This is a genomic window from Micromonospora yasonensis (genome assembly GCF_026013475.1).
GTDB classification, from domain to species: Bacteria; Actinomycetota; Actinomycetes; order Mycobacteriales; family Micromonosporaceae; genus Micromonospora; species Micromonospora yasonensis.
Map to the genome: position 1 here is coordinate 1 of NZ_JAPDPH010000197.1, position 12,891 is coordinate 12,891.

A 12,891-nucleotide genomic window follows, 5' to 3' on the forward strand; every position below is an offset into this window, starting at 1 on the left:
AGGTGCCGGCCACCAGGCTGTTGAACGCCAGCAGGTAGGCGGTGTTGCCGCTGCCGCGCACGACCAGCCGCCAGATCGCGATGTTGGCCTCGGCCATCCGCGCCAGGTCGGGCGCGAGCGAGCCGTACTCCTCGGCGGCCGCGACCAGCGCGGTGGTCACCGCCGGGTCGGCCCGCTCGGCGCAGAGCCGGGCCGCGTCGACCCCGACGCAGGCCCGCATCTCCAGCATGTCGCGGACCAGCGTCTCCACCGGGAGTACGTCGCCGGAGCGGGCCAGCGACAGCGCCAGGTCCAGCCCGGCGTGCACCCGCCAGTCGAGTACCCGGGTCGCCCCGCCCTGGCTGACCCGGACCAGGCCGAGCTGCTGGAGCCGGCGCAGCGCCTCCCGGACGGCGTGCCGGTTGACCTCGAACGCGGCGGCCAGCTCTCGCTCGCCGGGGAGGTTCTCCGCCGGTCGGTAGTGGCCGCTGACGATGGCGTCGCGGAGCTGGCCGAAGACGTGGTCGGAGACCGAGGCGCGGGGGACGGGGGCGAAGGCCATGGCCAGCAGTGTGGCCCCGGACACATCAACCCGTCAACTGGTTGGACCAGACGACTTTCCGCCACCCTGTGCTGCCCAGGTGCGCACGCCTCGTATCCTTTCGCCGGAAGCCCTGGGAACTGGTGAAGGGAGTCGGTGTGAGCGACCGGGTTGAGACGTTGGAGTTCCAGGCCGAGGCCCGTCAGCTGCTTCAGCTGATGGTCCACTCGATCTACTCGAACAAGGACGTCTTCCTGCGGGAACTCATCTCGAACGCGTCGGACGCGCTGGACAAGCTGCGGCTGGAGTCGTTGGTCGACAAGGACCTCGAGGTCGACACCGCCGACCTGCACATCGAGTTGGAGGTCGACAAGGACGCCCGGACGCTGACCGTCCGGGACAACGGCATCGGCATGTCCCGCGACGAGGTGATCGCGCTGATCGGCACCATCGCCAAGTCGGGCACCGCCGAGCTGCTGCGCAAGCTGCGCGAGTCGAAGGACGCCGCCGCGTCCCAGGAGCTGATCGGCCAGTTCGGGGTCGGCTTCTACGCCACGTTCATGGTCGCCGACAAGGTCACCCTGCTGACCCGCCGCGCCGGCCAGAGCGACGGCACCCGCTGGGAGTCCACCGGTGAGGGCACCTACTCGGTGGAGACGGTCGACGAGGCCCCGCAGGGCACCTCGGTCACCCTGCACCTCAAGCCCGCCGACACCGAGGACAACCTGCACGACTACACGGCCGAGTGGACCGTCCGGGAGATCGTCAAGCGATACTCCGACTTCATCGCCTGGCCGATCCGGATGACCGTGGAGCGGTCGGGCGAGGACGGCGCGACCACTCGCGAGGAGCAGACGCTCAACTCGATGAAGGCGCTCTGGGCCCGCTCCCGTGACGAGGTCGACGAGGCCGAGTACAAGGAGTTCTACCGGCACGTCGCGCACGACTGGGCCGACCCCCTGGAGACCATCCACATGCGGGGCGAGGGCACCTTCGAGTACGAGGCGTTGCTCTTCCTGCCCACGCACGCCCCGCTCGACCTGTTCTCCCCGCAGGGCCGCCGGGGCGTGCAGCTCTACGTCAAGCGCGTGTTCATCATGGACGACTGCGACGCGCTCATGCCCAACTACCTGCGCTTCGTCAAGGGCGTGGTGGACGCGCACGACCTGTCGCTGAACATCTCCCGGGAGATCCTCCAGCAGGACCGGCAGATCCGCGCCGTGCGCCGCCGCCTGGTCAAGAAGGTCCTGGCCACCCTGAAGGACCTGTCCGCCGAGGCGTACCGCACCTTCTGGACCGAGTTCGGCGCGGTGGTCAAGGAGGGCCTGCTCGAGGACCCGGACAACACCGAGGCCCTGCTCGACCTGGTCCGGGCCGCCTCCACCAACGACCCGGCCGAGCTGACCACGCTGCGCGACTACGTCGAGCGGATGAAGGACGGCCAGACCGAGATCTACTACGCCACCGGCGAGAACCGGGCCACCATCGAGAACTCCCCGCACCTGGAGGCGTTCCGCGCCAAGGGCTACGAGGTGCTCATCCTCACCGACCCGGTCGACGAGGTCTGGGTCGAGCGGGTCGGCGCGTACGACGGGAAGACCCTGCGCTCGGTCGCCAAGGGCCAGGTCGACCTGGAGACCGACGAGGAGAAGGAGAAGGCCGAGGCGGAGCGGCAGGAGTACGCCGACCTGCTCACCTGGATGAGCGGCGCGCTCGCCGACAGCGTCAAGGAGGTCCGGCTCTCCACCCGGCTCACCACCTCGCCGGCCTGTGTGGTCGGCGACGCGCACGACATGACGCCGACGCTGGAGAAGATGTACCGGGCGATGGGCCAGGAGGTGCCCCAGGTCAAGCGGATCCTGGAGCTGAACCCGACCCACCCGCTGGTCACCGGGCTGCGCAAGGCCCACGAGCAGGGCGCCGACACCACCGCCCTGACCGAGACCGCCGAGCTGCTGTACGGGATGGCGCTGCTCGCCGAGGGTGGGGAGCTGGCCGACCCGTCGCGGTTCACCCGGATCCTCGCCGACCGGCTCGCCCGCACCCTCTGAGCTGATGGGAGGGGCCCCTTGTTAACAACTGGGTGTTAACAAGGGGCCCCTCCTTGCGCTTGACCCGTTCAGAGCTGGCCGGCGTAGAAGCCGTACCGGGCCAGGGGCTCGACGATCACCCGCTCCTCCCAGGACAGGTGCGACAGCAAGGTGTCGGTGAGCAGGTCCACCGCCTCCTGGAGCTCGGTGAAGTCACCCGGCTGCCGGATCAGGTTGACCAGGGCCCGGTCGACGCCCTCGACCACCTCGTGGATCACCACGTGCTCCTCGGTCAGCCGGTCCAGCACCGGCCCGAGCCCGGCGTCGGAGCGGCGCAGATACGGGAAGATCGAGTTGTCCTCCAGGCCGTGGTGCTGGGTCACCACCGTGCAGTACGCGGCGCAGTACGCCCCGAGCGTCCAGTTGTTCTGCCGCATGGTCATCTCGTGCAGGGCCGCCCGGGCGCGACCGGCCGAGACCGCCCCGCGCTTGACCTGTTCGAGGAGGTCACGCACCTGGCGCAGCTCCTGGCGCAGATGGTCGTGCACGTCCACCAGGTGCTGGCCGGCAGCCTGCCCGTGCGGGGTGTAGACGTGCCCGGCCGGCGCCGGCGGGGCGTCCGGGCGGGTGGACTCGTCCCAGAGCCGGCGCGCGCTCAGCCGTACCCCGGGATCGGGGGTGGGGGTGACCGCGAGGCCGGTGGACCCGCCGGCCTCGATCGCCGCCTGTTCCTCCTGGACGGCGTGGGCGCGGCTGCCCGGCACCGTGCGCTCGGCGGTGACCAGCTCCCGCACGGCGGGCGCGATCTCCTGGCCGAAGAGCTGGATGGCCCGGGGCTCGTCGCTGCCGAGGATGAAGGTGGAGATGCCGTGGTCCAGGGCGAGCCCGGCCAGCTCCTCGACCCACTGCTCGGGCGGCCCTTCCAGGAAGCCGGTGGAGGAGCGGGTGAACGTCCCGTTGACGTTGAGCAGCCGACGCACCGCCGCGGGATCCCGGCCGGCGGCCTCGGCGCCCTCGTCGACCAGCGCGTTGAGCGCCGGCAGCTCCGCCGGGCCCTTCGGCAGGTACGCCAGCGACGGCAGCCAGCCGTCCGCCGCCCGTCCGACCAGCCGCAGCATCCGCGGCTTGTACGCGCCCACCCAGATCCCCACCGGATGCGCCGGCGCGGGCCCGCGCTTCGCCCCGACCACGCGGTAGTGCTCGCCCTCGATCCGGACCATGCCGCGCCGCCCGGTGTCCCAGACCTCGCGGATCACCCGGATCGCCTCGTCCAGGGCGTCCACCGCCTGCCCGGGGCTGAGTCGCCGACCACCGACGGCCTCGATCGCGTCCCAGAACGCGCCGGCGCCGAGTCCCAGCTCGACCCGGCCGCCGGTGAGCAGGTCCAGGCTGGCCACGCTGCGCGCGAGGACCACCGGCTGGCGCAGCGGCAGGTTCAGCACGTTGCCGGCCAGCCGGACCCGGCTGGTCGCCGCGGCCACGTACGACATCAGCGTCCAGGTGTCCAGGAACCCGGGCTGGTACGGGTGGTCCTGGAAGGTGACCAGGTCGAGGCCGGCCTGCTCGCAGAGCTTGGCCAACGCCACCACCTGCTCGGGCTGCCCGGCGGTGGGGGTGAGGAAGCCGCCGAAGAGCAGCTCGTGTCCGTGGTCGGTCATGTCCGTTTCGCCACCTCGTCCGATCTTGCGCGACCTCCGCCACGGTAGTCCGTGTCGGTACTGGGTCGCCCGGCGGTTCCGGAACCGGCAGAGATTGTTCACAGTCGATTCGTGCGGGCGTAGGGTCCGGTCAACGGCCCCAGTGTTCCTCCGGAAGGAGCGACCCGTGTTCCGTCACCGCCACCGGCCCCTCGCCCTCGTCCCGCTCCTCGTCGCGGCCATCGCCCTGGCCGTGCCCACGTCGGCGACCGCCGCCGGCCTCCCGTACCAGGACCCGACGCTGCCCGTCGCCACCCGGGTCGCCGACCTGCTCTCCCGGATGAGCCTGGACGAGAAGATCGGCCAGATGACCCAGGCCGAGCGCGGTTCGGCCACCGCCGCCGACCTGACCACGTACCGGCTCGGCTCGATCCTCTCCGGCGGCGGCTCCGTGCCGTCGCCGAACACCGCCACGTCCTGGGCCGACATGTACGACGGGTTCCAGCGCGGCGCCCTGGCCACCCCGCTCGGCATCCCGATGATCTACGGGGTGGATGCCGTGCACGGCCACAACAACGTGTACGGCGCGACCATCTTCCCGCACAACATCGGCCTCGGCGCCACCCGCGACCCGGCCCTGGTGCAGCAGATCGGCCAGGCCGTCGCCGAGGAGATCGCCGGCACCGGCGTCGACTGGGACTTCGCGCCCTGTCTCTGCGTCGCCCGCAACGACCGGTGGGGCCGCACCTACGAGTCCTTCGGCGAGACCCCCGACCTGCCGTCCAACCTGTCCACCCTGGTCACCGGCCTGCAGGGCAGCACCCTCGGCGGGCCCACCTCGGTACTCGCCACCGCGAAGCACTACGTCGGGGACGGCGGCACCACCGGCGGCGTCGACCAGGGCAACACCCAGCTCAGCGAGGCCGACCTGCGGGCCATCCACCTGCCTCCGTTCCAGGCCGCCGTGCAGCGCGGCGTCGGTGCGGTGATGATCTCCTACAGCAGCTGGAACGGGGTGAAGCTGCACGGCCACCAGTACCTGATCAATACCGTCCTCAAGGGAGAGCTCGGCTTCTCCGGCTTCGTCGTCTCCGACTGGAACGGCATCGACCAGATCGACGGCACCGCCGGCTTCACCGCCACCGAGGTGAGCACCGCGATCAACGCCGGCATCGACATGGTGATGGTCCCGACCGCCTGGAAGACCTTCATCAGCACCCTGCGCGCCGAGGTGCAGAACGGGCACGTGCCGATGAGCCGGATCGACGACGCGAACCGGCGGATCCTCACCAAGAAGTTCGAACTCGGGCTCTTCGAGCGCCCGTACACCGACCGGAGTTGGACCCCGACGGTGGGCAGCGCCGCCCACCGGGCCCTCGCCCGGCAGGCCGTGCGCCAGTCCCAGGTGCTGCTGAAGAACAACGGCGGCATCCTGCCGCTGGCCCGGGACAACAACAAGATCTTCGTGGCCGGCAAGAACGCCGACAACATCGGCAACCAGAGCGGCGGTTGGACCATCTCCTGGCAGGGCTCGTCCGGCAACATCACCCCGGGCACCACGATCCTGCAGGGCATCCGCGCCGCCGTCGGTCCGACCACCACGGTCACCTACAACGCGCGCGGCACCGGCATCAACAGCACGTACCGGGCCGCGATCGCCGTGGTCGGCGAGACGCCGTACGCCGAAGGGCAGGGCGACCGTACCGGCAGCATGAGTCTGGACCGCGAGGACCTGCGCACCATCACGACGCTGCGTAACGCCGGCGTGCCGGTGATCGTGGTGCTGGTCTCCGGCCGCCCGCTGGACATCGCCGCCGAACTGCCCGGGTGGGACGCGCTGCTGGCGTCCTGGCTGCCGGGCACCGAGGGTGACGGCGTGGCCGATGTCCTCTTCGGCGGGTACGCGCCGACCGGCAAACTGCCGATGACCTGGATGAACTCGGTCAGCCAGCAACCCATCAACGCCGGTGACGGGCAGGTCGCCCTCTTCCCGCAGGGCTACGGCCTCACGTACTGAAAGGACGGGTACGCGGCCGGCGTGGACGGTCACTGTGGGTGATGAGCCCGCGTGTACGACACGTCCGGCCGCCCCGCAACTCGTGCCGTGGCGCCGTCGCTCGGCCGGGTGAAGAACTTCACAAGAAGTGGGCGATCACCGCAAAAGGTTCCTAACGTCGTAGCCGTTCGCGATCGCGGACACCACGGGCCGGTAACGCCTAATCCCGCCACCGGCCCGGCGGTTCCTGGACCTCAGGCGGGAGCGGGGGACCCAACGTTCCTCGGTGCACGACACCTCGGGGTGAAGCCGCCACCGGCGGCCGGGCTCCTCGGCCCGAACCCGACAGCTCACCTCGTCGGCGTGGAGGAAACCCAACATGGCAACTGAATACGTCGCTCGTCACCGGCGGACCACGCAGCGTCGCCTCGCCGTCGGGACGCTGGTCGTCGGTGCCGCCACCGGTGCCGCCGCCATCCTCGGGCCGGCCGCGCCGGCCAGCGCCGCCAGCGTGAACTGGGACGCCATCGCCCAGTGCGAGTCCGGCGGCAACTGGCACATCAACACCGGCAACGGCTACTACGGCGGCCTCCAGTTCTCCCGGAGCACCTGGAACGGTTACGGCGGCCAGAAGTACGCCGCCCGCGCCGACCTGGCCAGCCGCAGCGAGCAGATCGCCATCGCCGAGAAGGTGCTCGACGGGCAGGGCATCGGCGCCTGGCCGGTCTGCGGCAAGAAGAGCGGTTCGACCAAGCACTACTCGTCCAAGGGTGACACCGGGTCGAAGAAGTCGCCCCGGAAGGCCACCAAGGACCGGTCGTCGCGGACCCACAAGTCCACCACCCACCGCCACCGGCCCACCGCGCCGAGCACCGCCGACGGCTACGTGGTCCGGCCCGGTGACACCCTGTCCGAGATCGCCGCGGCGCACCGCCTCGACGGTGGCTGGCAGGCGCTGTACGAGCGCAACAAGCGCGTGGTCGGCGACAACCCGGGCCTGATCTTCCCGGGCCAGAAGCTCGCCCTGCGCTGACGCACCACCGGACCGGCCCGACGCCGGCCCGCGCACGACGAAGACGCCCGGCCGGGGTTCCTGGCCGGGCGTCTTCGTCGTCATTCGTTCGTCCTCGTCGCGGGACGGCCGGTTTATCCCCGCGGCGGCCGGGCATCCCCCGGGGCATGCCGGCCGCCGTCGAGGATCCGCCGCTGCCGACGCGGCTCCAGTTGGAGGTCACCTCCGCGTGCAACCTGCGCTGCCTGATGTGCCTGGTCCGCTACCGGCCGCCGGTCAACAAGCTGGCCGGCGCGATGCGCCCCGAACTGTTCCACCGGGTGGTGGACGACGTGCCCGGGTTGCGGGACCTCACTCTCCAGGGGCTCGGCGAGCCGCTGCTGTCGCCGTACCTGATGCCGATGATCGCGGCCGCGGTGGCGCGGGACGTCACCGTCGGCTTCAACACCAACGCCACCCTGCTGACCCGGCGGCGGGCCGAGGAACTGGTCGCCAGCGGGGTGGGCTGGATGCACGTGTCGCTGGACGGGGCCCGGGCCGAGGCGTACGAGCGGGTGCGCGACGGCGCCGACTTCGCCACCGTGGTGGCGAACCTGGCCGGACTGGTCGCGGCGAAGCGGGCGGCGGGCAGCGACACCCCGTGGATCCGGGTCGTCTTCGTGGCCATGCGGGACACCGTCGACGAGCTGCCCGAGCTGGTCCGGCTGCTGGGCCGGGTCGGCGTCGACGAACTGCACGTGCAGAACCTGTCGCACAGCTTCTCCGACGCCGATCCCGCCGGGCGGTACGCGGAGATCCGTGCGTTCACCGCCGACCAGGCGCTCTGGACCGGCGTGGACGCCGAGCGGGCGGCCGGCGCCTTCGCGCACGCGGCGACCGAGGCCGACCGGCTCGGCGTACGCCTGCGCCTGCCCCGCACCGCCACGCCGCCCGCCGGCCCCGGTGAGGGGCCCGGCTGCTCCTGGCCCTGGGACGCGACCTACATCACCAGCACCGGCGTGGTGCAGCCCTGCTGCATGGTGATGGGCGACGACCGGGTCCGCCTCGGCACGGTGGGGGAGCGGTCCTTCCCGGAAATCTGGTACGGCGAGGAGTACCGCGCGTTCCGGCGGCGGCTCGCCGGCGACACGCCGCCGGAGGTGTGTCAGGGCTGTTCGCTGTATCGGCGGACGTTCTGACGCGATGCGCGCACCGTCGCCGTCGGACGCGGTTGCTATCGTCACGGTGCTCCGCAAAGACGTGAAGAAAGCGCGGCTATGACCAACGACCCGTTCTCCGCGGCCGCGAGCCTCGACGAGCTGCTCACCCAGACCCAGCAGGCGCTGTCGTCCATGCGGGCCCGCGCCGTCGAGGACACCGACGATGACCCCGGCCGGCTGCGTGCCGAGGGTGCGGCGGCCGGTGGCCGGGTGCGGGCCGTGGCGGTCCAGGGCGGGCGGATCGAGTCCGTCACCGTCGACCCGGCGCTGGCCACAGCGGGGTGGGACAGCGTCTGCGGGCAGGTCGTCGAGGCGGTCAACTCCGCCCTCGCCGAGCTCGACACGCAGGTCAGCGCCTCGGCCCGGGCCGACGTCGACGCCCTCGCCGCGCGCCTCGGTGGCCTTCAGGAGCAGTCGATGCGGCAGATGGAGATGTTCAGCCAGGCGATGGAGGGCGTGGTCGCCCGGCTCAACCGGGCCGGCGACGGCGCCGCCAGGGCCGACCGATCCGGCTGACGACGGCGGCACGGGCTGACCCGACGAAGCGGCCGGCCGTCGGGAGGACGACGACCGGCCGCTCGCGTCGCTGATCAGCTCAGGGTGACCGCGGTGTCGTCGATGACGAACGAGGTCTGGAGGGAGACGTCCTCCACGCCGCTGAACGAGATGGTGGCGGTGGTGCCGGCCAGCGACGAGATGTCGAAGGACTTCTGGACGTAGCCGGTGGCCTTGTTGAGGTTGGAGTAGGTGGCCAGGGTGGTGCTGCCGGCCTTCACGGTCAGCTTGTCGTAGGCGGTGGTCGTGGTCGACTCCGCGCTGTCGATGTGCAGCCAGAAGGTCAGCGTCGCCCGGCAACCGGACGGGATCGTCACCGACTGGGACAGGGTGTCGGTGTGGGTGGTGCCGTAGCCGTCCAGCCACGCCTTCCACGAGCCGCTGTGGGCGGCCTGGCCGGTGGAGCTGGTGATGACGCCGGAGGTGGCCGACCAACTCACGTTGCCCGACTCGAAGCCCGGGTTGGCCAGCTTCTGGCCGGAGCAGGAGCCGGTGGGCGGCGGGGTGGTGGTGCCGGAGCAGGTCGGGTCACCCGACTGGGCCGGCACGCTGACCGCGTCCCAGGCGGCCTTGACGGTGTTGAACTCGGTGCAGCCGGTGCTGCCGTAGAGGTTCTTCGCCGCCTGCAGGGTCCAGGTGCGGTACTTCAGGTACGACGACGACGTGGTCTTCAGCAGCATCGCGTTGTACATGATCTTGATGGCCTTCTGGATGCCCAGGCCGGTCACGCTGCTGCCGTTGCAGGTCGAGCTGGCCGGCTGGCCGTTGGTCGGGTTGCTGCCCATGGCCAGCAGGTAGAACCAGTGGTTGCCCGGTCCGGCCGCGGCGTGCACCTCAGTGCTCGGGATGCTGCTGGAGTAGCAGTTCGGGTCGCCCAGCGCCGACGGGTTGTACATGTTGCGGATCGGGCCGCTGCCCACCAGGTTGACCTCCTCGCCGACCAGGAAGTCCGGCGGGTCGTAGGTGGACGGCTCGTTGGCGTACCACTCGGTGGCCGCGCCGAAGGTGTCGGCGACGAACTCCTGGGTGCCGCTGCCGGAGATGCCACCCGGCGTGTGGTCGTCGATGCCGTGGCCGATCTCGTGCGCGACGACGTCCAGCGAGCCGATCCACCCGCCGGCGGTGTTCTTGCCGATCTGGACCTGGGTGCCGTCGTAGTAGGCGTTCTGGTCGTTCAGGCCGACCCGGATCGGCCAGTAGCCGCCGTTGCCGTCGGCGCCGTTGCGGCCGAGCCACGCCGAGAGCATCTTGCCCTCGGTCTGCGCGCCGAAGAACGCGTCGACGCAGCCGGTCTCCTTGTTGCTGGCGGTGCCGTTGCCCCACACGTCGTCCGAGCCGCTGAACGTGGTGTTGGTGGCCGCGTCCTGGCAGACCAGGGTGGTGTGGCTCGGGTCCTTCATGGAGTAGGTGCTGCCCGACAGGGTGGTGGTCAGGGTGACCGGGCCGTTCCAGGCGCCGGTGCCGGTGCCGCGCATGACGTGTTCCTGCGTACGCAGCACCGTGCCGGAGAGGGCGTCGACGTCGACGGTGAGCCGGCTCGGGCCGTCGGTGCTGGTGCCGCGCACCGTGGTCTCCCAGGCCAGCGCCGGCCGGGCGCCGAGGGTGTAGACCACCAGCGTGCTGCCCTCGACGGTGGTGACCGTCTTGAGCTGGGCGCGGGCGGTCTGCTCGGCGGCCGCCGCGGTCAGCTTCGGCGTGGTGGCGAGGTTGCCGATGGCGTGCTGCTGCGCGACCGAGGCGTACTTCAGGTTGCCGGCGGCGTCGGTCGCCAGCACGAAGTCACCACCGGTGACCGGGAGGCCCTTGTAGGTACGGTCGTAGGCGACGTACTGCGTGCCCTCGGAGGAATACACCTGCTTCTGCACGAACGCCTCGTCGGCGCTCGCGTGCAGGTACGAGGGGCGGGAGGCTACCAGCGCGCTGGCCGCCTTGGCGGCGAGCGTACGGGCCTGGGCGGCGTCGGGGGCGGGACTGGGCGGGGCGGCCTGCACGGCCGCTGCGGTGCCAGCGGCGATCAGGCCGGCCGCGGCCGCGCCCGAGAGCGCGGCAAGGCGGGGTGAGAGCTTCAAGGGGGTATGCTCCTGTTCCTCGGCGCGCCGCACGGAGCCCGGTGGGGGCGCGTGGCGCGGTGTAGCCATGAGGCGGGCGACGGCCGTTCTCCGAGGCTTGCCGGCGTGGCCCCGGTTCGACAGATCGACCGCCTGAGCCGCCGGGGGTCGGCGACTCGTGGAGCACAATCACACGGCCCCGAGGCCGGAGCAATGGGTGGCCCAGGCGACCGTCGGCTATCGGTCACCACACGGAGGGGTGACACCCAGGAAGCCATGATCTTCAATAGCCCCTGATCAGGGCGAATGGCTTCCCGAGGGGCCGGTCATGCATCCAATTCGCGGTGAGTTGCCGCTCTCTGCTGATGGCGCGCATTCCCCCTCGGTCAAGGCGTCGATCACCCCACGCCTTCCGGGCCACCCCTACCTGCCGATCGGGCCTGCGATGATCATCCGTCCGACCGATGGCACGGCCTCGCTTCCGGGCGGTCGCCGATCGGGTAAGGGCCGCCGGGTCGAGGGCGGCGACCGCCGGGGCCGGCAAGGAGACATCCGGCCCGTCCGATGTGGTCGGTTCCTCGGTGGTGTCGAGGGTGCGACGGTACCGCTCCGGCCACTTTCGTTTGCTGCGTAGAAAAGTACTCACGGAACCAACGAAAGCTATGGACAGGCTGAGAGTAAGTCAGTAGTGTCGGGCACCATCAATATGTTTCGTCGAGATGAACTACCGGCACAGTAGCTCTCGACTGTGGCCCTCAGGCGGCGCAACCCGTCAGGAGACCACGACCGGCCAGCGATGGCCGTACCCCGGGTCAACGCCATAACGGCGGCCCCGCCTCACGGGCCGACCGACCGTCCGTACCCGACCCGTCAGCTCCGACGCACCACGCCGCGCGCGGCGATCCGACGCCGACGCGGTGACAGTCCTCCATGCACATCGGACGACCGTGGCCGCCCGGCCACGGCCGGGGATCCCGTGCGGCCTGGGAGGGGCCGCATGGGCTGCAGCGAGCCGGCACCTTCAGCTCCGCCGGACCGACGACACCTGACGCACGTTCCGCCCGCTGTCTCCCGGACCGTGAAAGAGGCTTCCATGAATCCACATCCACCGCGGCGCCGGCGCTCCCTGAGCCGGCTCCGGAGATCGGTGGCCGCCCTCGCCGCCCTGGCATTGCTGACCACCGGCCTCTCCCCGTCCCCGGCGAACGCGCGGCCGCTCGGCCCGGACCGGTCGACGTCAGCGGCCGCCCCCCTGCAGGCCCAGGTGCTCACCTGGACGGCGGGTGACAACTTCCTGGCCTACCGGTCGGCGCCCACCACGGCCGTCGCCGGCCCGGCCACCCTCGTCTTCGAGAACAGCGCCGCCACCGGCAACACCACCGGGATGCAGCACACCCTGACGTTCGAGACCGGCGATCCGCGGTACAACAGCGACGTCGACGTCAACATCCTGGCCGACCCGACGGACGCCAACGGGGGCCGTTGGACGGTCGACGTGGTGCTCTCCCCGGGCACCTACCGGTACTTCTGCTCCATCCCCGGCCACGGCAACATGACGGGCCTGCTGGTGGTCAGCGGCGGTTCCTCGGACACCACCCCGCCGACCGTCACCGCCGCGGTGACCGGCCAGAAGGACGCCAACGGGGCCTACGTGGGCAGCGCCACGGTGACCCTGTCCGCGTCCGACACCGGCTCGGGTGTGGACCGGGTCGAGTACGCCCTGGACGGCGGCCCGTACGGCACCTACTCGGCGCCGGTGACGGTGAACCAGCCGGGTCAGCACACGGTGAGTTACCGGGCGACCGACAAGGCCGGCAACACCTCGTCGGTCCAGCAGGTGTCGTTCACGGTGGTCGAGCCGGCCCCGGCGGACACCACGCCGCCGACCGTCACG

General features: G+C 71.1%; 9 protein-coding genes and 1 riboswitch. Of the genes, 6 read left to right on the plus strand and 3 right to left on the minus strand.

What is annotated here, in order from left to right; all coding sequences use genetic code 11:
• Positions 1–541: FadR/GntR family transcriptional regulator (locus tag ONA70_RS28475; RefSeq protein ID WP_265009568.1), on the minus strand; the 541-nt coding region annotated here is incomplete at its 3' end.
• Between the two features lie 137 nt (positions 542–678).
• Between ONA70_RS28475 and htpG the strand changes: the two genes are divergently transcribed.
• On the plus strand, positions 679–2,571 hold the full coding sequence (gene htpG / locus ONA70_RS28480; protein ID WP_265009569.1) for a molecular chaperone HtpG: 1,893 nt from the start codon (positions 679–681) through the stop codon (positions 2,569–2,571).
• A gap of 68 nt (positions 2,572–2,639) precedes the next feature.
• Here htpG and ONA70_RS28485 read toward each other — a convergent pair whose 3' ends face one another.
• Complete coding sequence (locus ONA70_RS28485) at positions 2,640–4,208, minus strand: LLM class flavin-dependent oxidoreductase (protein WP_265009570.1); 1,569 nt, start codon at positions 4,206–4,208, stop codon at positions 2,640–2,642.
• 166 nt (positions 4,209–4,374) lie between these two features.
• Between ONA70_RS28485 and ONA70_RS28490 the strand changes: the two genes are divergently transcribed.
• The 4 genes from ONA70_RS28490 (at position 4,375) to ONA70_RS28505 (ending at position 8,910) form a co-directional block, all read left to right on the plus strand.
• A complete protein-coding gene (locus tag ONA70_RS28490) occupies positions 4,375–6,204 on the plus strand; it encodes a glycoside hydrolase family 3 protein (protein ID WP_265009571.1) in 1,830 nt (609 codons plus the stop codon).
• A gap of 186 nt (positions 6,205–6,390) precedes the next feature.
• Positions 6,391–6,561, plus strand: a riboswitch (cyclic di-AMP (ydaO/yuaA leader).
• A gap of 1 nt (position 6,562) precedes the next feature.
• Positions 6,563–7,216, plus strand: coding sequence for a LysM peptidoglycan-binding domain-containing protein (locus ONA70_RS28495; RefSeq protein ID WP_265009572.1), 654 nt, complete (start codon positions 6,563–6,565; stop codon positions 7,214–7,216).
• Between the two features lie 146 nt (positions 7,217–7,362).
• Entirely contained in the window at positions 7,363–8,373 is a 1,011-nt protein-coding gene (locus ONA70_RS28500) for a radical SAM protein (RefSeq protein ID WP_265009573.1), read from the plus strand.
• A gap of 78 nt (positions 8,374–8,451) precedes the next feature.
• Positions 8,452–8,910 (plus strand): YbaB/EbfC family nucleoid-associated protein, encoded by a 459-nt coding sequence (locus ONA70_RS28505; protein ID WP_265009574.1) that lies wholly within the window; start codon positions 8,452–8,454, stop codon positions 8,908–8,910.
• A 74-nt stretch (positions 8,911–8,984) separates the two neighbouring features.
• On the opposite strand, the gene ONA70_RS28510 is transcribed toward ONA70_RS28505, so the two are convergent.
• Positions 8,985–11,018: a M4 family metallopeptidase gene (locus tag ONA70_RS28510; protein ID WP_265009575.1), complete on the minus strand. Its 2,034-nt coding sequence runs from the start codon at positions 11,016–11,018 to the stop codon at positions 8,985–8,987.
• Between the two features lie 1,072 nt (positions 11,019–12,090).
• On the opposite strand from ONA70_RS28510, the gene ONA70_RS28515 reads away from it, so the two are divergent.
• The coding region (locus ONA70_RS28515) for a cupredoxin domain-containing protein (protein ID WP_406601254.1) at positions 12,091–12,891 on the plus strand (801 nt) is incomplete at its 3' end.

Excerpts from the sequence above, each read along its gene's own strand:
- ONA70_RS28500 (WP_265009573.1), top strand. The coding sequence starts at position 7,363 with ATGCCGGCCGCCGTCGAGGATCCGCCGCTGCCGACGCGGCTCCAGTTG.
- ONA70_RS28485 (WP_265009570.1), bottom strand. The coding sequence starts at position 4,208 with ATGACCGACCACGGACACGAGCTGCTCTTCGGCGGCTTCCTCACCCCC.
- ONA70_RS28495 (WP_265009572.1), top strand. The coding sequence starts at position 6,563 with ATGGCAACTGAATACGTCGCTCGTCACCGGCGGACCACGCAGCGTCGC.
- ONA70_RS28505 (WP_265009574.1), top strand. The coding sequence starts at position 8,452 with ATGACCAACGACCCGTTCTCCGCGGCCGCGAGCCTCGACGAGCTGCTC.